We start from the raw sequence: 22510 nt of genomic DNA, 5'->3' as shown, positions 1-22510 counted from the left end.
ATACCGATCTTGTCCAGTAAGAGGAGAACACGATGAAACTGCGACTCGGCGCCACCGGCGCCGTCCCCAAGGACCTGCCCGACGATCTCACCGGTCACGCGATCACGATCGACCTGAGCCACGTCGGCACCGAACAGGCTGCGGCCGCTGCGGACCTCATCCGCGAACTGCTCGACCGCGGTGCCGCCCGGCTGGTCATCTCCGACGCCCGCGACGCCGCGCCGCGGACGGTGACCCGCCCGGCGACCGGGCACCCGCACGCGGCCTGACCGGCGCGTGCGGGCGGCCGGCGTCGCTCAGTGCGCGAAGTGGCGTGCGCCGGTGAGGTACAGGGTCACGCCGGCCTCGCGAGCGGCCTCGATGACCTCGTTGTCGCGCACCGAACCGCCCGGCTGCACGACGGCCCGGACACCGGCCTCGGTGAGCACCTGCAGGCCGTCCGCGAACGGGAAGAACGCGTCGGATGCGGCGACGGATCCGACGACCCGGTCCCCGGCGCGGGAGACCGCGAGCCGGGCGGAGTCCACACGATTGACCTGCCCCATGCCGACACCGACGGTGGCGCCGCCCGCGGCGAGCAGGATCGCGTTGGACTTCACGGCCCGGCAGGCACGCCACGCGAACTCGAGATCCGCGAGGGTCTCGGCGTCGGCGGCCTCGCCGCAGGCCAGCTCCCAGTTCGCGGCCGAATCGCCCGGCGCGGTGAGGGTGTCGCGCTCCTGCAGCAGCATTCCGCCGGAGATCTGCCGCAGTTCGATCTGCGCCGCCTGCGGCGAGTCGGCCCGCAGAATGCGGATGTTCTTCTTGCGGCTGAGCACCTCGACCGCGCCGTCCGCGTAGCCGGGGGCGATGATCACCTCGGTGAAGATCTCGGCGACCTGCTCGGCCATCGCCACGCTCACTTCACGGTTGACGGCGATCACGCCGCCGAACGCACTCACCGGATCGCACTCGTGTGCCTTGCGGTGCGCCTCGGCGACGGACTCCGCGACCGCGATCCCACACGGGTTGGCGTGCTTGATGATCGCGACGCACGGCCGGTCGTGGTCGTGTGCGGCGCGCCAGGCCGCGTCGGCGTCCTGATAGTTGTTGTACGACATCTCCTTGCCGTGGAACTGCTCGGCCCGCGCCAGACCCGGCTCGCCCGCCTCGTTCACGTACAGCGCCGCCGCCTGGTGCGGGTTCTCGCCGTAGCGCAGCACGGCCGCGCGCTCCCACGTCGCACCGGCCCACGCCGGGAACTGCTCGGCGGTGTCGGACTCCCCGGCGGCGTAGCCGGCGTTCATCCAGCTCGCCACCGCCACGTCGTAGGCGGCGGTGTGCTGGAATGCCTGGGCGGCAAGGGCTTTGCGCTGAGACAGGGTGAAACCGCCGCCCTTGACGGCGTCGAGCACGTCGTCGTAGCGGGCCGGGTCGACGACCACCGCGACCGACGGGTGGTTCTTCGCGGCGGCACGCACCATGGACGGGCCGCCGATGTCGATCTGCTCGACGCACTCGTCGGCGGTGGCGCCGGAGGCGACGGTCTGCGTGAACGGGTACAGGTTCACCACGACCAGTTCGAACGCCTCGACACCGAGTTCGGCGAGCTGATCGAGATGATCCTGCTTGCGCGTGTCGGCGAGGATGCCGGCGTGCACCCGCGGGTGCAGCGTCTTGACCCGGCCCTCGAGACATTCGGGGAATCCGGTGAGGTCCTCCACCTTGGTGACGGGGATTCCGGCGCCGGCGATGGTGGCCGCCGTGGACCCGGTGGAGACCAGCGCGACACCCGCCTCGTGCAGGCCCGTCGCCAGTTCGACCAAACCGGTCTTGTCGTAGACGCTGACGAGTGCGCGTCGCACAGCCTTACGTTCGGTCACTGGGGATCACGGCCTTTCGTCCATCGGATACAACTCCACGGGTGGCGACGGCGGCGACCACGTCGGCCAGCAGTCGTCGCTCCACAACCTTGATGCGTTCGTGCAGGGTGGCCTCGTCGTCGTCGTCGAGGACCGGCACGGGTTCCTGCGCCAGGATGGGACCGGTGTCGACACCCGCGTCGACCAGGTGCACGGTCGAGCCGGTGACCTTCACCCCGTAGGCGAGGGCGTCCGGCACGGCGTGTGCGCCGGGGAACGCGGGCAGCAGCGCCGGATGGGTGTTGACGATGCGGCCCCCGAACCGGTCCAGGAAGACCGGCCCCAGGATCTTCATGAAACCGGCCGAGACCACCAGGTCCGGCTCGTGCGCAGCGACGGCGTCGGTCAGGGCGCGGTCCCACGCGGCCCGGTCCGGGTGCTCGCGCAGCGCGACGCGGACGTGGGGAATACCGGCGGCCTCCGCATGCCCCTCGGCGGCACACTCGCGGTCCACTCCGACGGCGACGATCCGGGCGGGATATCCGTCCGTGTGCGTCGCGTCGATCAGCGACCGCAGCAGGCTGCCGGTGCCCGAAGCGAGGACGACGACCCGTGCCGGCGCAGTGGGCGGCAGCTGGTCACGCGAGGCAGTCAGCGCTCTACTCCTGGAACTCGAGAGGGGTCGGCCGGAGGCTCGGCCGGGTAGAGCCTAGCCCTTGGGGGGTGTGGCACCCTCCGGCAGGTCGCCGTTGGGCTCCGGTGGCGCGCCGGCATCCCGGTCCCTCTCGCCGGGCCGGGCCGGCTCGTCGGCCGCGTCCTCGATCGCCGCGTCGACGACGTCCGTACGTTCGGCCACGGGGTCCGCGGTGTCCGGGTCCTCGGTGTCCGGGTCCTCGGTGTCCGGGTCCGCGGCGACGGCCGCATCGTCGGCGGCCGAGGGGTCGTCCTCGACGATCTCGGCGTCGAGCACGTCGGCGGCCGGTGCCGCCTCGAGCTCCCGGACGTCGTCGTCGGGGTTCTCGTCCGGCTCGTCGCCGGGGCCCTCGGCCGCCTCGTCGCCGAGCTCCTCGTCGGCGAGCTGCTCTCCGGCGACCTCGTCATCGGTGAGCTTCTCCTCGGCGGCCGACTGCCGGGCGGCTTCCACCGCAGCCAGGCGGTGCTCGCGCCACAGCAACAGCTGCGAGGTGACGAGGCCGAGCAGTCCCGTCCACGCGAATACCAGCACCCCGGCCAGCCACCAGTTTCCGCCGACCACACCGAAGACCCCCAGCGGGCCACCGGCAGCCCACGTGGCCAGCGCGGTCGTCGCACCGGCGAGCGCCGCCGCAGCAACCACCGTGAGGGCGGCGTCGGTGGACGACACGCGTTCCCCTCGGGCGCGTGCCTCGAGGTGGCACCGGGCGACGTACCGCCCGAGCAGCGCGCCCACCGTCGCGGGGACGGCGAGCAGCACGGGCCAGAACGGCGCGGCCGGTCCCGGTGGGATCACGGCAAGCACCGGCAGGGCAGGCAGGTCCCCGCCGGTCGCCTCGAACAGGCTCAGGCGCACGTCGCCGAACTGCACCGTGCTGCCGGTCACCACGGCGGCGGCCCCGATCAGCACGTTGGGCAGGTACAGCACCGACAACACCGTCAGCCCGAGGGCGCCGACCGCTCCCCCGCCGCGGCCGATCAGGTCACCGACCACGGTCCACGACCACAGCAGCGCGAGCACGGTCACCACCCCGCCCGCGGCGAACATCCCCAGCACCGTCCGGGCCGCGGGACGCACGGCGGCGACCAGCCAGTTCGGCACGCCGTAGCGGGACGCCAGCGGCCGCCACGTCCGGGAACCGATGCCGAGCCCGGCCCCGACCAGGTACAGCGCGGTCACCCACGCCAGCGCGGACGCGGGATTGGGGGTGACGACAGGCAGGACACTTGCCGCATCCTGGATCACGATCAGTGCCGCCACCGTGATCACCGTCGGACCGGCGAGGGTGGCCGCCGCGATGCGCGAGGCGTTCCGGCGATCGAGCGGACGGCCACCGAGGGCGACGACACCGTCGGTGGCCGACCGTGCGGCCCGAGCGGTCAGCCACACCAGCACCGCTGTCGGCAGCAACGGCAGCACCCCCAGCGGTACCCCGTCGATCGTCAATGTCACCTGGTGCAGGGCCAGCCAGCTGCCCGCGATGGCCGCGTAGATGCCGGTCAGGTCGCTGCTCGCGGCCACCATCGTGGTCACCACCAGCGTGGCGATCAACGCGAGGGTCACCGCCGGCACCTTGGCCGCCGTGCCGAGCAGGATCCGCAACTGCTCCGGTTCGACCGGGGTGCCTTCCGGGGTCGTGTGCCGGTCGGACCGGCCTAGCGTCGAGGTCATCGTGTCGAGAGTGTCACCCGGCGACGATCGGGACGGTCAGGCGCGCCGCAGCATGTGCGGGAGCCCTCACCGCGGTTCGTCGCCGGGACGGAACGCCTGCGTCGGCGCCGGATCCGACGTCCGCTCGGTGTCCCCCTCCGAGGAACGGCCGGTGGCCTCCCGCTCGGAGTCTGCGTCCCGGGGGGCGAGCACCGTCGGCTCGTCGACGTCGCCGCCGGCAGACTCGCCCGTCCGACCGGCGGGACCCGGAGTCCCCGCACCGTACGGCGCCTGCGCGCCCGTCGGGGTGTAGGCCTGCTGTCCGGGGTGCTGGCCCTCGGAATGCTGCCGGTCGACGCGCAGCGGCTGGCTCAGGTGTTCGGTCTGGGCGCCGGCGTCCGGGCTGGGGTAGTGCTCGCGCGGCTGCGCCCCCGAGTACTGGGTGCCGGGGTACTGGCCCCCGGCGTACTGGCCGGAGGGGTACTGGCCCGACGGGTACTGGCCCGACGGGTACTGACCGGACGGGTACTGACCCGAGGGGTACTGCGCCTGCTGGTAGCCGGGGTACTGCGCCGAGGTCCCGGACGGGTAGGCCGAGGTCCCGGAGGGGTAGGCCGAGGATCCGGAAGGGTACCCGGAGCCCGGCGTTCCGTATCCGCTCGCCGTCGCGCCGGGAGCGTAACCCTGCCCCCCACCGGCACCCTGCGCACCGTAGCCCTGCGCACCGTAGCCCTGCGCTCCGGCACCCTGCGCTCCGTAACCCTGCCCGCCGTAACCCTGGCCGCCGCCCTGGCCGCCGAACGACTGCGCGGGCGAACGACGCTGGCCGGGCACCAAAATCCCGATCCCGAAGAGCAGCGCCATGAGCGCGAGCGCGGTCTGCAGGAAACCGAGGACGAGGATCGACACCCCACCCCAGGAGATGCCGGTGTCGTCCGGGAGGTGGAAGAGCTGGAACAGCGACACCACGAAGCCGACCGCGGAGGCCGCCACCGCGACGGAGCGCAGGTCCTGACCCGGCAGCAGCGACAGCGCAGCGGCCGCGCCGCCGAAGAGCAGGAAGGCCAGCGGGACGACCGCGAACCCGAAGTCGAACGACGACAGCGCGACCTGGGTGCCGAAGGAGATGCGCACGTACGGCGCCAGGCCGAGCAGGAAGTTCAGCACCGCCAGCACCGCGACGGCGATCGGCAGGAGCAGCGGCACCACCTTGTCGGAGACGCCGCGGGCGGCGGACCCGGGTCCTGCCCCGGTCGACGACCCCGAGGGGCCTGCCGGGTTGTCGGACCGGCCCGTTCCCGAGCCTGCTGGGTAGGTCATCGCTCCTCCTGATGTCGTCGGCTGCTCTGCGACCAGCCTAGGCACGATCACCGTGGGCGGCAGGAGTCCCGCGAATCCGGCGAATCCCCACCGGCGAGAATGTGCCCATGCCCAGCACCCTCGAGCCCGGACCGGACGTCGTCGCCGAGACGGAGATCAAGCACTCCCGCTTCCTCGCCGTGCTGCGCCGCGTCGACTCGGACACCGCCGCGCTCGCCTTCGTCGAGGAACAGCGGCGGCTGTATCCCGATGCGCGGCATCATTGCTGGGCCTTCGTGGTGGGCGACGAGCCGGCGCACCGGGCGGAGCGGTCGAGCGACGACGGGGAGCCGGGTGGCACGGCCGGGGTGCCGATGCTGCAGGTGCTGCACCACCGCGACCTGGTGAACGTCGCGGTGGTGGTCACCCGATGGTTCGGGGGCATCAAGCTCGGCGCGGGCGGACTGGTCCGAGCGTATTCGGGTGCGGTGGCGGTTGCGGTCGACGCGGCGACGCTGGTGCCGCGGGAGCGGCGGGAGGTGTTCACGCTGGCGGTGGGGCACGGTGATGCCGGACGCGTGGAGTCGGAACTACGGGGCCGCGGAGTGAGCGTGCTCGACGTGTCCTACACGGAGCGTGTCGTCTTCACCGTCGCGGCGCGGGATGCGACCGACCTACAGAGCGTGGTGGCGTCGGTGACGGCCGGTGCGGGGGAACTCGTGCCCGTCGGCACCGAATGGGTCGACGGGTAGGCAGCGGAGCCGCCGGTGTGTCCTTTGGGCTGCCTGGACCGCCCAAAGGACACACCGGCGGCGAAGCCGCTCCGCTCTGTTCTAGAGCGACTGCAGGATCTCGCGCGCGAGAGCGGCGGTCTCGGACGGCGTCTTGCCGACCTTCACGCCGGCCGCCTCGAGGGCGTCCTTCTTGGCCTGCGCGGTGCCCGAGGAGCCGGAGACGATGGCGCCGGCGTGGCCCATGGTCTTGCCCTCGGGAGCGGTGAACCCGGCGACGTAGCCGACGACCGGCTTGGTCACGTTCGCCTTGATGTAGTCGGCCGCGCGCTCCTCGGCGTCGCCGCCGATCTCGCCGATCATGACGATGAGCTTGGTCTCGGGATCCTTCTCGAACGCCTCGATGGCGTCGATGTGGGTGGTGCCGATGACCGGGTCGCCGCCGATGCCGATGGCGGTCGAGAAGCCGAAGTCACGCAGCTCGAACATCATCTGGTAGGTCAGCGTGCCGGACTTCGACACCAGGCCGACCGGGCCCTTGCCGGAGATGTTGGCCGGGGTGATGCCGACCAGCGACTCGCCGGGGGTGATGATGCCGGGGCAGTTGGGGCCGATGATCCGGGTCTTGCTGCCCTTCTCGACGTTGTAGGCCCACGCGTACGCGGTGTCCTGCACCGGGATGCCCTCGGTGATGACCACGAGCAGCGGGATCTCCGCGTCGATGGCCTCGATGATGGCGTCCTTGGCGAACTTGGGGGGAACGAACGCGATCGAGACGTCCGCGCCGGTCTCCTTCATCGCCTCGGCGACGGTGCCGAAGACGGGCAGCTCGACGGCGGAACCGTCGGCCGCGGTGTGGGACACCGTGGTGCCGGCCTTACGGGCGTTGACGCCGCCGACGACCTGGGTCCCGGCCTTGAGCATCAGGGCGGTGTGCTTGGTGCCCTCGCCGCCGGTGATGCCCTGGACGATGACCTTCGAGTCCTTGTTGAGGAAGATAGACATGTTCTCCGTGTGTCCTTACTTCGCGGCGTACGCCAGCTCGGCGGCCTTGTCAGCGGCCTCGTCCATGGTTCCGACCAGCGTGACCAGCGGGTGGTTGGCGTCGGCCAGGATCTTGCGGCCGGCCTCGACATTGTTGCCGTCCAGACGGACGACCAGCGGCTTGTTGGCCTCGTCGCCGAGGATCTCGAGCGCCTTGACGATGCCGTTGGCGACGGCGTCGCACGCGGTGATGCCACCGAACACGTTGACGAACACGCTCTGGACCTGGGAGTCGTTCAGGATCACGTCCAGGCCGGCGGCCATGACCTCGGCCGAGGCGCCACCGCCGATGTCGAGGAAGTTGGCGGGCTTGACGCCGCCGTGCTTCTCACCGGCGTACGCGACGACGTCGAGGGTCGACATGACCAGACCCGCGCCGTTGCCGATGATGCCGACCTGACCGTCGAGCTTGACGTAGTTCAGGTCGTGCTCCTTGGCCTTGGCCTCGAGCGGATCGGTGGAGTCCTTGTCCTCGAGCTCGGCGTGCTCGGGGTGACGGAAGCCCGCGTTCTCGTCGATGGTGACCTTGCCGTCCAGGGCGAGGATCTGATCGTCGGGGGTACGCACGAGGGGGTTGACCTCGACCAGGGTGGCGTCCTCGGCGACGAAGACCTCCCACAGCTTCTGGATGGTCACGGCCGCGGCGTCGAGCACCTCGGCGGGCAGGTGGCCCTGCTCGGCGATGCTGCGCGCGAACGCGAGGTCGACACCCTTGACGGCGTCCACGGACACCTTGGCGAGACGCTCGGGCTTGGTTGCCGCGACCTCTTCGATCTCCATGCCGCCCTCGACCGAGCACATGGCCAGGTAGGTGCGGTTGGCACGGTCGAGCAGGAAGGAGATGTAGTACTCCTCCGCGATGTCGCTGGCCTCGGCGACCAGCAGCTTCTTGACGATGTGACCCTTGATGTCGAGGCCGAGGATGTTCTCGGCGTGGGTCTTCGCATCCTCGGGGGTGGCGGCGTACTTCACGCCGCCGGCCTTGCCACGACCACCGGTCTTGACCTGGGCCTTGACCATCACAGGCTTACCGATTTCCTCGGCGATAGCCTTGGCATCGTCGGCCGTGTCGGTCACACGACCCAGCGACGTCGGCACACCATGCTTGGCGAAGAGTTCCTTCGCCTGGTATTCGAAGAGATCCATCTGCTCACCGTCTCGTCTGCGTTGACGCCCGCTCGAGGGGTATGAGCGGGTCCGTTCGGACTGTAACTAGTCGGAAGTCCCACCAAACGCCCGCACTCCTGGTATGTGTCGCATGTCACCGGAGTGGGGCCCCGAGGGGTACCTCACGGATTTTCCTCCCGGATTGTGAGCCACGCCGCAGCCAGGAGGAGCACCACCCCCAGGATTGCAGGCAGCGTGAGGACTCCGTTCACCGGCTCCTGCTCCGGGGTCCGTACGAGCACCCACGAGGCCGCGTACAGGGCCACCGAGGCCGCCGCACCGAGCAACAGCACACTGCCGCGGGCCGGCCGCGCACGCGCTGCGACCAGCACCGCGGCGACCACCGCGACGGCGAGCACCGCCCGCCCCCACACGTCGTACCCCCAGGGGTAGCTCAGCACCGAGCCGGCGCCGGGCTGCAACGGCAGCAGCACCCCGGCACCGGCAGTGAGCGCCGCCGCCGCGCCCACCGTGCGCGCGACGGGCCCGGCGATCCGTTCGACGGAGGTGTCGATGCCGTCGCGTTCCGCACCTCCCGCGAGGACGACGAACACGCCCGTCACCGCCGCCCCCAGGATGGCGGCCCCGGCCAGCCAGGTGCCCGGCCCGGCGCCGACACCGGGCAGGCCCGCGGCGAGCACCCAGGACTGCAGCACCGCCCCGGCGGCGGTGACCACCCCGGCGGCCGGCACCACGACGGCGGGTCGCAGCGGAGCAGCGAACTCGGAGAGCAGCAGCCACACGCTCAGTGCCAGCACGAGCAGACCCGCGGCGAACAGCATGCGGGCGGCAGGCAGTTCGGGCGCCGCACCGGCGGGCACCGACAGCGCCGGCAGCAGCGAACCCACTGTCGCGACGGCGCCGGTGACGAGCCCCGCGACACCCGCCTGCCGATGCCGCGCCGCGGGAGCGGACGGCAGCACCCTGGGCACCGGCCCGGCGGCGTGATCGGACCGTGCGACGAGCCGGGGCAGCGCGGCCGCGGCCGCGACGAGCAGGACGGCAGCGAGCACGCCGACGGCGGCCGCGGACGACGGCGTCAGCCGCGCACCGCTCAGTCCCGCCGCCAGCCGGGGCCCCAGGATGCCCAGCGCACCGAGCCCCGCACCGGCCAACGCCCCGGCTGCGGCGGCCGACGACGAGGTCACCAGCGCCCACGTCGCCGCCAGCAGCACCGCGACCGCCGCCACCAGGGCGCCGATCGCCGCAGCCGGCGTGGCGTCGAGGACGCCGGAACCGAGCAGGACCGGGTCGTTCGACACGAAGGGCGGGGCGAGCAGCGCACCGGCCGCGGCAAGTGCAGCTCCCGCCACACCGGCCGCCGCCGGAGCCCCGGTGCGGGCAACCGCGGGCCGGTCCTCGCCGGGGAGGTGGGCGTCGGGCTCGGCTTCCAGTTGCCGGACCGCGACGGCTCCGAGGGCCCCGGCGAGGACCGAGGCGAGATGACCGGCGAGGACGACGCCCGCGCCGGGACCTGCCGCGAGTCCCGCGGCGGTGACGGGCCGGAACAGCTCGAGGCGGTCCGCGTCGAGGGCGTCGGTGAACAGCGCGACGTCGAGCAGGGCCGCGCCGAGTGCGACGAACCCCGCTCCAGCGAGAAGCGCGGCGGCCCGGACGGCGGGGAGGGGGCCGCGCCGGCGGGCAAGACTCACCGCACCGGCGGGAACCGCGAGCGCGACGACGGCAGCGACGAGGGACGCGGCGCCCGAGGCGGCGCCGACCGGTCCCGTGTCGGCACGGACCACGGGCAGGAGCGGCGCGACCGCCACCGCGGTGGCTCCGAGCGCGGCCAGGACGAGCGCAGCGAGAAGTACGGGCGGGCGGCTCGGCACGATCCGACGCTACGACGGCCTTCCGGTACATCCCGGCGTGACACACCGTAAGTCTTCGGTATCGCCCCGTAACCAGGGAAATGTTTCCAGATTTGCCCAGCTCAAACTGTGATGCCGGTCACAAGGTCCGATTTCCTGCCCGTTTAGGTTGCCACGCTTGCGATCGTTTCGTTACCGTCGCTTCGGTCCGAGTAACGGTCAGGTCACGAACGGAGGACGGCAGTCGATGCACACTTGCACTCCCCGCGCCGACAGCCGTCCCGACAGCGAGTTCGACGATATCGACTTCGCAGGGGCGACCGACCGCCTCTACCCGGGCCACTGGCAGCCGCACGAGCACTACTTCGACGAGGGCCCTGCGGACGATCCGGACGTCTCGAGCATTGTGAATTTCCGTAACACCAGCACCACCGAGCAGTACGAATTCTACGGCGACGAGCCGGCCCGCCCGCTCACCGCCCCCGCAGTGTCCGACGGTGATCCGGCCGCCCCGCCTCGTCGCGGCGGCGCCCACCGCGTTCCCACTCCGCCCGCCGCCCTCAAGGGCCGTGCCGCGGTCCTCGCGGTCGCCGCCGGCGCCGTCGTCGCCGCGGGTCAGGCCGCCACCAGCGGCCCCGCTCAGAACTCCGAGCATTCCGAGGTCGCCCTCGCCGCCGACACCACCGGCTCGAACGTCATCACCGCCACCGCGGTGCCGCAGGCCGCCCAGTTCGCCGCGGAGACCGAGTCCGAGAGCGCGACTCCCTCCCAGGCCCCTCAGGTCCTCAACATCGCGGACCCGAACGACCTGTCCCAGTTCTCCAATCTGCTCGCCAAGGGCCAGCGCTTCAGCGAGGAGCGCGCCGCCCGCGAGGCCGCCGCCCGTCGCCCCCTGTTCGTCCTGCCGGCCGCGGGCGTCTTCACCTCCAGCTACGGCGCCCGCTGGGGAACCCTGCACGCCGGTGTGGACATCGCCGGTCCCATCGGAACCCCGATCCTCGCGGTCGCCGACGGCACCGTCATCGACTCCGGTCCGGCGTCCGGGTTCGGCATGTGGGTGCGTCTGCGCCACGCCGACGGCACCGTCACCGTCTACGGTCACATCGACCAGTCCTTCGTGACCGTCGGTCAGCAGGTCATGGCGGGTGACCAGATCGCCACCATGGGCAACCGTGGCCAGTCCACCGGCCCGCACCTGCACTTCGAGGTCCACCTCAACGGCATCGACAAGATCGATCCGCTGCCCTGGCTCGCGACTCGCGGCATCTCCCTCGGCATCCGGAACGACTGACCGCCGACCGCATTCGCGATACGGGCCCCGCACCGGCTGGTGCGGGGCCCGTATCGCGTCCGGCTCAGAGTTTGACCATCGGCACGCCGCCGACGAGCATCAACCGCACCTTCCCGGCGCTGCCGAAGTCGACGACCACCGTCGCGGTCGGCCCGGAGCCGCGGGTTTCGAGGACCGTGCCGAGGCCGTACTTGTCGTGGCTGACCCGATCGCCGACGGCGAGCACGAGATGGTTGTTGCGCGAACGCCCGGAACTCGGCGTCGACGGCCGGTCGCCGCCGAACCGGGAAGTCCCGCCCCCGAAGCCGGAACCGATTCCGCCGTAACCGCTCCGGCCCCGCCCGGCACCGATGGCGTGCCCACCGGCGACCCCCGGATCCTCCCGGCGCCATTCCACGAGTTCCTGCGGGATCTCCTGGAGGAAACGCGATTCCGGATTGGTCACGGGCTGCCCCCAGGCCGAGCGCAGCACCGCGCGGCTCAGATACAGGCGGTGCCGCGCACGGGTGAGGCCGACATAGGCCAGGCGCCGTTCCTCCGAGAGTTCGGCAGGGTCGCCGAGAGCGCGCATGTGCGGGAACTGCCCGTCCTCCCACCCGGTGACGAACACCACCGGGAATTCGAGCCCCTTGGCGGTGTGCAGCGTCATCAGGGTGACGACCCCGTCGCCCTCCTCGGGGATCTGATCGGCGTCGGCCACCAGCGACACCCGCTCGAGGAACGCCGCCAGGGAACCGGGCTCGGGCTCCCCCTCCGGCACCTCGCGTTCGTCCTCGAGACCCGCGGCGTTGCGCGCGTCCGAACAGAATTCTCTTGCGACGCTGACCAACTCGTTGAGGTTGTCGAGCCTCGTGCCGTCCTGCGGGTCGTCGCTGGCCTCGAGCTCGGCGCGATATCCGGTGCGATCGAGCACCGCTTCGACGATGTCGCCGATGTCGACGAGGTCGTTGCCGTCGGCGTCGGTCTCGGTGAGCATCGCCCGTAGTTCGTCCATGAGGTCGACGAACGCGGCGACGGCCTTCTGCGAGCGGGAATTCAGCAGCGGCACGGTCCCCTCGGCGGCGTCGCGCAGGGCCCGGCCGAACCCGACGCCCGTGCGTTCGGCGTGCACCGCCACGCAGGCCTCGGCGCGGTCGCCGATGCCGCGACGGGGGGTGTTGAGGATCCGGCGCAGGCTGACCGTGTCGTCCGGGTTCGCGAGCACCCGCAGGTACGCGACGAGGTCCCGCACCTCCTTGCGCTCGTAGAAGCGCACGCCGCCGACCACCCGGTAGGGCACGCCGTGCCGGATGAACACGTCCTCGAGGGCGCGCGAGGAGTTGTTGGTGCGGTAGAAGACGGCGATGTCGGCGAATTTCGCGTCCCCGGCGTCGACGAGCCGGTCGATCTCCACGGCGACGAACTGCGCCTCGTCGTGCTCGTTGTCGGCGACGTACCCGGTGATCGGCTCCCCCGCACCGGAGTCAGTCCACAGCCGTTTCTCCCGACGCCCGGTGTTGCGGGCGATCACCGCGTTCGCCGCGGAGAGGATGGTCTGGGTGGAACGGTAGTTCTGCTCGAGCAGGATCGTGCGAGCCTCGGGATAGTCGCGTTCGAACTCCTCGATGTTGCGGATCGTCGCGCCGCGGAACGCGTAGATGGACTGGTCGGCGTCGCCGACGACACACAGTTCCGCCGGCGCGACCGCGTCGTCCGACACGGTGTCGTCCGCCCCGCCGACGAGCGTGCGCACGAGCACGTACTGCGCGTGGTTGGTGTCCTGGTACTCGTCGACGAGAACGTGGCGGAACCGTCGGCGGTAGTACTCCGCCACCGGCGGATGCGCCTGCAACAGCGCCACCGTCTCCCCGATCAGGTCGTCGAAGTCGAAGGCGTTGGCCGCGCGCAGCCGCTGCTGGTAGTGGGCGTAGACCGTCGCGACGATCCGCGGCAGGTCCGCCGCCTCGCGATCCGCGGCGGCCGCGGCCTCCTCGGGACCGATCAGCTCGTTCTTGAGATTGGAGATGTGCGTAGCCAGCAGCCGCGCGGAGTACCGCTTGACGTCGAGGTCGAGATCCTTGGCGATCATGGTGAGCAGCCGCCGGGAGTCGTCGGCGTCGTAGATGGTGAAGTTCGAGTTCATCCCCGACAGCAGCGCCGACTGCGCGCGCAGGATCCGCACGCAGCTCGAGTGGAACGTCGACACCCACATGCTGTTCGCCCGCGGGCCGACCAGGTGGGCGACACGCTCGCGCATCTCGGCGGCCGCCTTGTTGGTGAACGTGATGGCCAGGATCTGGCCCGGCGTCACCCTCCGCTCCCCCAGCAGGTACGCGATGCGCCGCGTCAGCACCGCCGTCTTCCCCGAGCCGGCGCCCGCGACGATGAGCAGCGGAGAACCCGTGTGGGTCACCGCCTCCCGCTGCTGTGGGTTGAGGCCCTCGAGCAGAGCGTCGGAGGTCGTCGCTCGCACCCCCGGGTTCGGGGCGGGGACGGGACGGCCGGAGGCAACGGGAGTGTTCATCGTGGTACCAAACTACCGGCGATCGCCGACAGCCGTGCCGGCCGGGCGGGGGCGATTCGACAGGTATGCCTTACTTGGCCGGTTCGGGGACGGGTGGCAAACTGAACGTCATGTCATGTGCTCCACGTCGCCGCTACCGGCGACACTGCCATCGGTGTGAGAGCCGATGACCGAGGCCTGACCGCACCCCGAGGCTTCGGCTGCCGCGCCACCGAAGCCCGAGCCGACGGCCGGACCGGTAACGCCCGCAGAATCCGAAGCGATCCCAGAGCTGACGCGAGGAGACGACATGAGCACCAACACCGAGGCCACCGGTTCCGGAGCCAGCGCATCCGATGCTGCCCTGCCCACCACCGAGGCGGAGATCGACGAGCTCCGCAAGGAGATCGATCGGCTCGACGCCGAGATCCTGGCGGCGGTCAAGCGCCGCACCGAGGTCTCGCGCATCATCGGCCAGACCCGGATGGCATCCGGCGGCACCCGCCTGGTCCACAGCCGGGAGATGAAGGTCCTCGAGCGCTTCAGCGAGCTGGGCCAGGAGGGTCACACGCTGGCCATGCTGCTGCTGCGACTCGGCCGCGGCCGCCTGGGTCACTGAGGCCGCGGCCGCCTGGACCCACCGAGGCCGCGGCCGCCTGGACCCACCGAGGCTGCCGCCGGGGTCACCGAGGCACCCCGGCCCCGGTACGCCCCCGAGCACGCGACGGTCGGGGGCGTAGCCGTCGCGCAGGTCACTGCAGCGCGATGTACTTCGTCTCGAGGTACTCCTCGATGCCTTCGCTGCCGCCCTCGCGGCCCAGCCCGGAGGCCTTGACGCCGCCGAAGGGCGCCGCGACGTCGGAGATCACGCCCCGGTTGACGCCCACCATGCCGGATTCGAGGGCCTCGGACACCCGCAGCGCCCGGTCCAGGTTCTGCGTGTAGATGTACGCGGCCAGTCCGTATTCGGTGGCGTTGGCCGCGTCGATCGCCTCCTGCTCGGTGTCGAATCCGGTCACAGCGGCGACGGGACCGAACACCTCCTCGCGCAGGATCCGGGCGTCGGCCGTCACTCCGTCGAGCACGGTCGCGGGGTAGAACCACCCCCGACCGTCGGGGACGTCCCCGCCGAGCCGCACGCTCGCACCGGCCGCGACCGCGTCCTGCACCAGCGTGCCGACGGTCTCCCGCTGGCCCGCGTTGATCAGCGGACCGAGCGTGGTGCCGGGGTCGGTACCCGGCCCGAGCCGGTACTGCGCCATGCGCTCGGTGAGCTTCTTCACGAACTCCTCCCGCACCGGGTTGGCGACGTGGAAGCGGTTCGCGGCCGTGCACGCCTCGCCCCCGTTGCGCAGCTTGGCGGCCAGTGCTCCCTCCACCGCGGCGTCGAGGTCGGCGTCGTCGAACACCAGGAACGGCGCGTTGCCACCCAGTTCCATCGACGTGCGCAGCATCGCCTTCCCGGCCCGTTCGGACAGGGTCCGGCCCACCTCGGTGGAACCGGTGAAGGTCAGCTTGCGCAGGCGGGGATCGTCGATCAGCGGGCCGGTGACCGCGCCGGCACGCGAGGTCGGCAGCACCGACAGCACCCCCTTCGGAAGCCCGGCCTCGGCGAACAGCTGGGCGAGCAGCAGCATCGTCAGGGGGGTCTCCGACGCGGGCTTCATCAGGATCGTGCAGCCCGCGGCGAGGGCGGGACCGATCTTGCGGGTGCCCATCGCGAGCGGGAAGTTCCACGGCGTGATCGCCAGGCACGGTCCCACCGCTTGCTTGGTCACCAGGATCCGTCCGTTGCCGGCGGGTGCGTGCGTGTAGCGCCCCGAGATCCGCACCGCCTCCTCGGCGAACCAGCGGAAGAACTCGGCCCCGTACTTGGCCTCGGCCCGGCTCTCCGGCAGGGCCTTGCCCATTTCGAGAGTCATCAGGAGCGCGAAGTCCTCGGCCCGTTCGGTGATCCTCGCGAACACCGAACGCAGCAGTTCACCCCGCTCGCGCGGCGCGGTCGCCGCCCACTCGTGCTGGGCGGCCACCGCGGCGTCGAGGGCGCGGACGGCGTCGGCGGGGCTCGCGTCGGCGACGTCGGTGAGGATGTCGCCGGTGGCGGGATCGTGGACGGTGAAGGTGGCGCCGTTCTCGGCGGCCACCCATTCCCCGCCGAGGAACAGTTCTGTCGGTACGGTCCGGATCAGTTCTTCGGTGTCCATGTCCCACATCATGCGCTCCGGGACCCGGGCGGGTTCCGAACCCGCCGGTAACTACGGGCCCGCACTAGGCTCTGAATTCATGAGCGACGTGACTCGAACCGCACCGTGGCAGCAGCTGTCCCAGCACCGTTCGGAGCTCGAGGCGGTGGATCTGCGAGGGTTGTTCGCGGCGGATCCGGGTCGGGCGCAGCGGTTGTCGGTGACCGCGGGCGACTGGTACATCGACTACAGCAAGCACCGCATCACCGACACCACCGTCGCGTTGCTGCTGGATCTGGCCCGGGCCGCCGGGGTCGAATCCCGCCGCGACGCGATGCTCGCCGGGGAACGCATCAACAGCACCGAGGACCGGGCGGTGCTGCACACCGCGCTGCGGCTGCCGCGGTCGGCGACGCTGCCCGTGGACGGCGCCGACGTGGTCCCCGACGTCCACACCGTGCTCGACGCGATGGCCGGCTTCGCCGAGCAGGTCCGCTCCGGCACCTGGCGCGGCGCCACCGGGGAGACGATCACCACGGTGATCAACATCGGCATCGGCGGCTCGGACCTGGGCCCAGCGATGGTGGCGCGGGCGTTGCGGCACTACGCCGACGGCCCGGACGCCCGGTTCGTCGCCAACATCGATCCGGCGGATCTGACCGCGCAGCTGTCCGACCTGGATCCGGCCCGGACGCTGTTCGTGGTGGCGTCGAAGACGTTCACCACCATCGAAACGCTCACCAACGCCACCGCCGCGCGGCGCTGGCTGGTCGCCGCCCTCGGCGAGGACGCCGTCGCGGCGCACTTCGTGGCGGTGTCCACCAATGCCGCCAAGGTCGCCGAGTTCGGTATCGACCCGGCGAACATGTTCGGGTTCTGGGACTGGGTGGGTGGGCGGTACTCGGTGGGTTCGGCGATCGGCCTGTCGGTGATGTGCGCGATCGGCCCGGTGCGGTTCGCCGAATTCCTGGCCGGGATGCACACCGTCGACGAGCACTTCGCCACCGCGCCGCTCGAGGCGAACGCGCCGGTGCTGCTCGGGCTGCTGGGGGTGTGGTACGCGTCGGTGCTGGGAGCGCAGACGCGGGCAGTGCTGCCCTACAGCCAGGACCTGGCGCGGCTGCCGGCGTATCTGCAGCAGCTGACCATGGAGTCGAACGGCAAGTCGGTGCGACTCGACGGCAGCCCCGTCGACCACGACACCGGGGAGATCTTCTGGGGTGAGCCGGGCACGAACGGTCAGCACGCGTTCTTCCAGCTGCTGCACCAGGGCACCCGGCTGATCCCGGCCGACTTCGTCGGGTTCGCCACCGCGCTCGAGGATCTGCCCACCATCGACGGCACCGGCAGCATGCACCAGGTGCTGCTGGCGAACATGCTCGCCCAGGCCAAGGTGCTCGCGTTCGGCAAGACCGCGGCCGAGGTCGCCGCCGACGGCACCGACCCGGCGCTGGTGGCGCACAAGGTGATGCCCGGCAACCGGCCCTCGACCACCCTGCTCGCCCCGGCGCTGACGCCGGCGACGCTGGGCCAGTTGATCGCCCTGTACGAGCATCAGGTGTTCGTCCAGGGGGTGATCTGGGGTATCGATTCGTTCGACCAGTGGGGCGTCGAACTCGGCAAGACCCAGGCCCTGCAACTGACACCCGCCCTGACCGGCGCGGCGGACCCCGACACCGGCGACACCTCCACCGACACCCTCGTCCGCACCATCCGGCGGTGGCGTAAGAACTAGAGCAGACACCCGTTGTGGCGGGCTTGCACCGGTTTCCGACTGCGGAAACGGGGGCAAGCCCGCCGATTCGGGCGCAAGCTCTGCCGCTCAGGCGGCGTGCGGGCGGGACCAGCGGCGGGTCGTGTGGACCCGGTCGCCGTCGACGAGGCGGGCGGCCAGGTCGTACTGCTCGAGCCACCGCACCGCGGGCGCTCCGCGGCGCAGAGCTGCCGCGGCCGCGGCGTCGGCCCACAACGCGTCCTCGGCGATGACGGTGACCTGCACCCACCGTCCGGAGACGTCCTTTCCGCCGTCCTGCTCTGCGTCGGAGTCGTCGCGCACGCGCGTCGCTATGGCGCTTCCGGCCGGGAGTTCGACGGTCCCGGCGCCGGGGACGGACACCTGCCACCCACCGGCGGGACTGTGACCGGCGGTGGCCGTCACGTCGCCCATCCGCACCAGGACACCGCATTCGAGGCTGCGGGCCACGGTCGCGGCGGCCCGATCGGCGGTGTCGGCCCTGGCCGTCTCGGTGATGTCGAGGTTGACGCCGAACGGGGCCAGCACGGTCTCGCCGTCGAGGTGGATGTCGCTGTAATCGGGGAGCGGATGGATGGGCGGGGTGGCGTCCTCGTCGATCCCTGCGTCGTCGGCCGCCAAGGGACTCACCGTCCCGTCGGTCATCCGGGCGACCCAGAGCGCCGAGCGCAGCAACGCCGACAGCCGCGGGCTGACCTGGACGGGAATGCCCTGGGCGAGGTTGACCTCGTGGATCTCCGCGTCGCCGCGCTGCGGGTTGCACGCCGCCTCGGATTCCGCGATCGCGGCACGCACCCGCGTTTCGGCCTCCGCCAGGGCGGCGTACTCCGTGACGGCCACCGTCACCGGGACCCCCCATTCCCGCCATTCGCTGCTTCTGATCATGAGGGGCTCCGGGCTCGCTCGACGATCGTTGTCGTTACCTCCAGTATGCCCTGACCTCCAGGATGCCCTGTGGGTCGTCGCCCGTCGGCTCGCGTGAGGGTCGCCGCGGATCAGACGCGCGCGAGGATCGCCGCGGTGTCCAGGCCGGTGGGCATGGTCCCCAGGGCGATGCCCCAGTCGTCGCCCAGCCGGGTGGCGCAGAAGGCGTCCGCGACGGCCGGATGCCCGTGCCGCACGAGCTGTGCACCCTGCAGGACCAGCGCCATCAGTTCCACGATCCGGCGGGCCCGGTACTCGACGTTCTCGAGATCGGCGAGTTCCTTGCCGACGCGCGCCACGGCGTCGTCGAGCCGGGAGTCGGCGCCCTCGGCCAGGCGTACCTCGGCGAAGAACGCGTCCACGGTCTCGGGCTGCTTGACCATCGCGCGCAGTGCGTCGAGGGCGGCGACGTTGCCCGAGCCTTCCCAGATCGACATGAGCGGTGCCTCGCGGTACAGCCGCGGCATCCCGGATTCCTCGGCGTAGCCGTTGCCGCCGAGGCATTCGAGGGCCTCCGCGGCGTGGGCGGGGGCGCGCTTGCACACCCAGTACTTGGTGACCGCGAGGGCGATGCGGCGCAGCGCCGCCTCCTGCGGATCCGTCGATGCGCGGTCCGTCGCACCGGCCAGCCGCATCATCATGGTCGTCGCGGCTTCCGTCTCGACGATCAGGTCGGCGAGCACGTTCCGCATGAGCGGCTGGGCGACGAGCAGGGCGCCGAACGCCTTCCGGTGGCGGGCGTGGTGGACGGCGCGCAGCGTCGCCGCGCGCATTCCGGTCGCCGAGCCGATCACGCAGTCCAGGCGCGTCATGTTCACCATCTCGATGATGGTGTTGACGCCGCGGCCCTCCGCGCCGACGAGCCAGCCGGTTGCGCCCTCGTACTCGATCTCGGAGGACGCGTTCGACTTGTTCCCGAGCTTGTCCTTGAGCCGCTGGATGCGGATGCGGTTGCGGCTGCCGTCGGGAAGCACCCGCGGCAGCAGGAAGCACGAGAGGCCGCTGGTGGTCTGCGCCAGCGTGAGGAACATGTCCGACATCGGTGCGGAGGTGAACCACTTGTGTCCGACGATGCGGTAACTGCCGTCCGCCTGAGGGGTCGCGGTCGTCGTGTTGGCCCGCACGTCCGATCCGCCCTGCTTCTCGGTCATGGACATGCCGGCGATCAGGCCGCGCTTGGTGGACGGTTCCCGGAGCCCGAAGTCGTAGTGCGGGGCGGTGAGCAGCGGCTCGTACGTCGCGGCGAGTTCGGGATTGTGCCGCAGCGCCGGTATCACCGCGTACGTCATGGAGATCGGGCACATGTGTCCCGCTTCGGCCTGGCCCCACACGTAGAACTTGGCGGCCCGGGCGACGTGCGCCCCGGCCCGGGGGTCGCGCCACGGTGCCGCGTGCATGCCGTGCTCGACGGCCACCGTCATGAGGTCGTGCCAGTGCGGATGGAACTCCACCTCGTCGACGCGGTGCCCGTAGCGATCGTGGGTGTGCAGCACGGGCGGGTACTCGTCGACGAGCCTGCCCCATTCCTGCGCACGCGTCCCTCCGGCGAGCGCGCCGATCTCCCGGACTTCGTCCTCGGCCCAGGCGGCTCCTTCGCGGCGCAGGCCCTCGAGCAGTGCCGCGTCGTCGGCCGCCTGGTACGGCACGAGGTCAGGCACCTGGTTGAACACCTCGTGGGTGGCGGGAAACGTGGGTGATTCGGTCATGGCCGGGCTCCTAGTGCGCGTAGGGCGAATGCGACGAGTTCGGGGACGGTGTCGGTGGCGGCCACGCCGGACTGCAGCGGGCCGGTGAGAACCTCGCCGACCGCCCCGACGAGGGCGGCGGCGGACAGCGCCGGGTTGCGAGAGGTGAGATCGCCCGAGTCGACACCGCGGCGCACGGCGTCCTCGAACGCCGCCGCGAAGGCGCGGCGCAGCACCAGGCGTTCGGCGTCGACGGCCGCGTCGACGGGTTCGGCGAGCAGGGCGTATGCGAGGGTGGGGTTGCGCAGGGCGCGGCGGGCGAAGGTCTCGACGACGGCGGCCACCTGTGCGGCCGCACCGTCCGGCCGGGCCGCGTCGGCGGCCGCGACGACGGCGTCGACCTCCCGGCCGCACAGGCTGCGGAAGATGCGCACCATCAGTTCGGACTTGTCGGCGTAGTGCCGGTAGACGCTGCCGGTGGCGACGCCGGCGCGCTCGGCGACCGCCGCGATGGACAGTCCCTGGTAGCCGCGCTCGGACAGCAGGCTCACGGCGGCGTCGGCGATCGCCTCGCGTTGCGCGTCGAGCCGCTGCTGCACGGCGGGGGTCCGGCGGTAGGCCACGAAAGAATTGAACCTCGATTCACAGCTTGGGTCAAGGACGGCGGCTACCGTCGGGACCGTGAACCGGCTCAGCGTGGTGGACGAGATCTTCCTGTACAGACATCGCGGCCTCGGCCTGCCCGTCGCACTGCAGGGACTGTGGCGCACCGGCGACACCGTGGGCGCCCCCCTGCTGATCTCGCTGCACGACGCACTCGGCCGCGGCCCCCTCGGCCGCCGCGTGGTTCGCCCGCACGTCCCGGGCGCCCGCCCCCGGCTCGAGCCGGGCCTGCGCAGCTACCCGCTGCGCTACCCACCCGAGCCGATCCCCACCACCGACGTCCTCACCTGGGCGGACCAGCAGGCGGAAGTGGACGTCGACCCCGAACTCGGACCGGGCTGGGCGCTGACCGCCACCCGCGTCGAGGGCGGCGGAACGGTCGTCTCGCTGGTGTGCTCGCACGTGCTCGCCGACGCGCGCGGTCTGATCGACGCCGTCGCCGACGCACTGGCCGAGCGGATCCGTCCGTCCGACCCCGAGCGCGTCTCCGACATCCGCGACGCGGCGCGGCTGGTCCGGCGCGTCGCCCGCGGCCTGCGCCGGGCCCGCTGGGCCCGCGGCACCGACAAGCCCCCGCAACCCCGTCCGATCCGCTCGCCCGCGCGCACGTCGCTGCTCGACGTGGACGCGAGTGCCTGGGACACCGCCGCCGACACGTCCGGCGGCACCCCCAACTCGCTCTTCCTCGCCGTCGCCGCGGGCATCGCGCACCGCGCCGGACTCGACTGGCCAGTGCGGATCGCGGTACCCGTCGACGGCCGCACCGCCGCACCCGGGCTCCCCGGCGCCGGCAACGGGGTGACGATGACGGAGGTGGTGGTCGACGCATCCGACACCCCGGCGTCGATCCGCCACCACGCCCGGGAGGCGTACACCCGCGGCCGGGAGGGGGCGCCGCACGGCCTGCCGGACGAGGCGCTGCAACTGCTGCCCGACCGGCTCGCCGCGCGCCTCGCCGCCGGGGCCGGTGAGCGGGACCTGCTGTGCTCCAATATCGGACCGTTGCCCGCGGTGCTCGACGGCTTCGGGCCGCACCGCACCACCGGCGTCGCGACCCGCGCCGTCCACCCGGGACTCGCGACCGCCCGGGCCGCGACATCCACCCGGCTCGCCGCATACCTGTGCCGTCAGGGGGACCGCTACACCTTGGCCCTCGTCGCACTCGACGACGAGTGCTTCCCCACCCGGGCCACCCTGCGCGCCCACACCGACGCCGAGCTCGCCGCCCACGGCCTGCACGGCCGGCACTGGTAACGCGGCACCTATGACCGGCCGTCACGTACAGTTCGAAC

General features: G+C 71.7%; 18 protein-coding genes. 6 read left to right on the top strand and 12 right to left on the bottom strand.

Translation table 11 applies throughout. From position 1 onward, the window contains the following. Positions 1–32: 32 nt before the first annotated feature. The gene (locus QNA09_RS04515) at positions 33–269 is read left to right on the top strand and encodes a hypothetical protein (protein ID WP_006945013.1); all 237 of its coding nucleotides are present in this window, start codon (positions 33–35) and stop codon (positions 267–269) included. Between the two features lie 27 nt (positions 270–296). On the opposite strand, the gene purH is transcribed toward QNA09_RS04515, so the two are convergent. The 4 genes from purH to QNA09_RS04495 all read right to left on the bottom strand — a co-directional run bounded on the left by purH (position 297) and on the right by QNA09_RS04495 (position 5505). Beyond that, positions 297–1862 (bottom strand): bifunctional phosphoribosylaminoimidazolecarboxamide formyltransferase/IMP cyclohydrolase, encoded by a 1566-nt coding sequence (gene purH, locus QNA09_RS04510; protein WP_010593033.1) that lies wholly within the window; start codon positions 1860–1862, stop codon positions 297–299. Next, positions 1849–2496: a phosphoribosylglycinamide formyltransferase gene (purN, locus tag QNA09_RS04505; protein ID WP_082335532.1), complete on the bottom strand. Its 648-nt coding sequence runs from the start codon at positions 2494–2496 to the stop codon at positions 1849–1851. The genes purH and purN overlap by 14 nt, the downstream gene beginning before the upstream one ends. A gap of 54 nt (positions 2497–2550) precedes the next feature. Further along, positions 2551–4206: a DUF6350 family protein gene (locus QNA09_RS04500; protein ID WP_119699499.1), complete on the bottom strand. Its 1656-nt coding sequence runs from the start codon at positions 4204–4206 to the stop codon at positions 2551–2553. A gap of 66 nt (positions 4207–4272) precedes the next feature. Then, entirely contained in the window at positions 4273–5505 is a 1233-nt protein-coding gene (locus QNA09_RS04495) for a DUF5336 domain-containing protein (protein WP_248957468.1), read from the bottom strand. 107 nt (positions 5506–5612) lie between these two features. Between QNA09_RS04495 and QNA09_RS04490 the strand changes: the two genes are divergently transcribed. Continuing rightward, complete coding sequence (locus QNA09_RS04490) at positions 5613–6236, top strand: YigZ family protein (protein WP_017679430.1); 624 nt, start codon at positions 5613–5615, stop codon at positions 6234–6236. 81 nt (positions 6237–6317) lie between these two features. Here the strand turns inward: QNA09_RS04490 and sucD are convergent, their stop codons facing one another. From sucD to QNA09_RS04475, 3 genes are all read right to left on the bottom strand, one after another. Further along, complete coding sequence (sucD, locus tag QNA09_RS04485; RefSeq protein ID WP_010593038.1) at positions 6318–7220, bottom strand: succinate--CoA ligase subunit alpha; 903 nt, start codon at positions 7218–7220, stop codon at positions 6318–6320. Positions 7221–7235: 15 nt separating this feature from the next. After that, a complete protein-coding gene (sucC, locus tag QNA09_RS04480; RefSeq protein WP_010593039.1) occupies positions 7236–8405 on the bottom strand; it encodes an ADP-forming succinate--CoA ligase subunit beta in 1170 nt (389 codons plus the stop codon). 143 nt (positions 8406–8548) lie between these two features. Next, positions 8549–10258, bottom strand: coding sequence for a hypothetical protein (locus tag QNA09_RS04475; protein ID WP_010593040.1), 1710 nt, complete (start codon positions 10256–10258; stop codon positions 8549–8551). Between the two features lie 226 nt (positions 10259–10484). On the opposite strand from QNA09_RS04475, the gene QNA09_RS04470 reads away from it, so the two are divergent. Further along, entirely contained in the window at positions 10485–11528 is a 1044-nt protein-coding gene (locus QNA09_RS04470; RefSeq protein ID WP_010593041.1) for a M23 family metallopeptidase, read from the top strand. A 64-nt stretch (positions 11529–11592) separates the two neighbouring features. On the opposite strand, the gene pcrA is transcribed toward QNA09_RS04470, so the two are convergent. Continuing rightward, on the bottom strand, positions 11593–14031 hold the full coding sequence (gene pcrA, locus QNA09_RS04465) for a DNA helicase PcrA (protein WP_162919283.1): 2439 nt from the start codon (positions 14029–14031) through the stop codon (positions 11593–11595). Positions 14032–14320: 289 nt separating this feature from the next. Between pcrA and QNA09_RS04460 the strand changes: the two genes are divergently transcribed. Next, entirely contained in the window at positions 14321–14629 is a 309-nt protein-coding gene (locus QNA09_RS04460) for a chorismate mutase (RefSeq protein ID WP_003937752.1), read from the top strand. Between the two features lie 133 nt (positions 14630–14762). On the opposite strand, the gene QNA09_RS04455 is transcribed toward QNA09_RS04460, so the two are convergent. Next, positions 14763–16214 (bottom strand): NAD-dependent succinate-semialdehyde dehydrogenase, encoded by a 1452-nt coding sequence (locus QNA09_RS04455; RefSeq protein ID WP_026137462.1) that lies wholly within the window; start codon positions 16212–16214, stop codon positions 14763–14765. 79 nt (positions 16215–16293) lie between these two features. On the opposite strand from QNA09_RS04455, the gene pgi reads away from it, so the two are divergent. Next, positions 16294–17928 carry a glucose-6-phosphate isomerase gene (pgi, locus tag QNA09_RS04450; protein WP_119699496.1) on the top strand — a complete coding sequence of 545 codons (1635 nt, stop codon included), beginning with the start codon at positions 16294–16296 and terminating at the stop codon, positions 17926–17928. Positions 17929–18015: 87 nt separating this feature from the next. Here pgi and QNA09_RS04445 read toward each other — a convergent pair whose 3' ends face one another. The 3 genes from QNA09_RS04445 to QNA09_RS04435 form a co-directional block, all read right to left on the bottom strand. Next, positions 18016–18831 carry an FAD:protein FMN transferase gene (locus tag QNA09_RS04445; RefSeq protein ID WP_119699495.1) on the bottom strand — a complete coding sequence of 272 codons (816 nt, stop codon included), beginning with the start codon at positions 18829–18831 and terminating at the stop codon, positions 18016–18018. Positions 18832–18941: 110 nt separating this feature from the next. After that, positions 18942–20576, bottom strand: a complete 1635-nt coding sequence (locus QNA09_RS04440; RefSeq protein ID WP_119699494.1) for an acyl-CoA dehydrogenase family protein — start codon at positions 20574–20576, stop codon at positions 18942–18944. After that, positions 20573–21178: a TetR/AcrR family transcriptional regulator gene (locus tag QNA09_RS04435; RefSeq protein WP_017679424.1), complete on the bottom strand. Its 606-nt coding sequence runs from the start codon at positions 21176–21178 to the stop codon at positions 20573–20575. Before QNA09_RS04435 ends, QNA09_RS04440 begins: the two co-directional genes overlap by 4 nt. 58 nt (positions 21179–21236) lie before the next feature. On the opposite strand from QNA09_RS04435, the gene QNA09_RS04430 reads away from it, so the two are divergent. Next, a complete protein-coding gene (locus QNA09_RS04430) occupies positions 21237–22472 on the top strand; it encodes a hypothetical protein (protein WP_119699493.1) in 1236 nt (411 codons plus the stop codon). Positions 22473–22510 lie beyond the last annotated feature (38 nt).

The organism is Rhodococcus sp. AH-ZY2, assembly GCF_030916465.1.
Taxonomy (GTDB): domain Bacteria; phylum Actinomycetota; class Actinomycetes; order Mycobacteriales; family Mycobacteriaceae; genus Rhodococcus; species Rhodococcus ruber.
The sequence above is the reverse complement of the archived record's forward strand: the minus strand, read 5'-3'. Positions and strand labels throughout refer to the sequence as shown.

Bases quoted from the DNA above. Each gene is read 5' to 3' on its own strand.
- sucC (WP_010593039.1), bottom strand. From the start codon at position 8,405: ATGGATCTCTTCGAATACCAGGCGAAGGAACTCTTCGCCAAGCATGGT.
- sucD (WP_010593038.1), bottom strand. From the start codon at position 7,220: ATGTCTATCTTCCTCAACAAGGACTCGAAGGTCATCGTCCAGGGCATC.
- pcrA (WP_162919283.1), bottom strand. From the start codon at position 14,031: ATGAACACTCCCGTTGCCTCCGGCCGTCCCGTCCCCGCCCCGAACCCG.
- QNA09_RS04455 (WP_026137462.1), bottom strand. From the start codon at position 16,214: ATGGACACCGAAGAACTGATCCGGACCGTACCGACAGAACTGTTCCTC.
- QNA09_RS04440 (WP_119699494.1), bottom strand. From the start codon at position 20,576: ATGACCGAATCACCCACGTTTCCCGCCACCCACGAGGTGTTCAACCAG.
- QNA09_RS04515 (WP_006945013.1), top strand. From the start codon at position 33: ATGAAACTGCGACTCGGCGCCACCGGCGCCGTCCCCAAGGACCTGCCC.
- QNA09_RS04495 (WP_248957468.1), bottom strand. From the start codon at position 5,505: ATGACCTACCCAGCAGGCTCGGGAACGGGCCGGTCCGACAACCCGGCA.
- QNA09_RS04470 (WP_010593041.1), top strand. From the start codon at position 10,485: ATGCACACTTGCACTCCCCGCGCCGACAGCCGTCCCGACAGCGAGTTC.
- pgi (WP_119699496.1), top strand. From the start codon at position 16,294: ATGAGCGACGTGACTCGAACCGCACCGTGGCAGCAGCTGTCCCAGCAC.
- QNA09_RS04500 (WP_119699499.1), bottom strand. From the start codon at position 4,206: ATGACCTCGACGCTAGGCCGGTCCGACCGGCACACGACCCCGGAAGGC.
- QNA09_RS04445 (WP_119699495.1), bottom strand. From the start codon at position 18,831: ATGATCAGAAGCAGCGAATGGCGGGAATGGGGGGTCCCGGTGACGGTG.
- QNA09_RS04490 (WP_017679430.1), top strand. From the start codon at position 5,613: ATGCCCAGCACCCTCGAGCCCGGACCGGACGTCGTCGCCGAGACGGAG.
- QNA09_RS04460 (WP_003937752.1), top strand. From the start codon at position 14,321: ATGAGCACCAACACCGAGGCCACCGGTTCCGGAGCCAGCGCATCCGAT.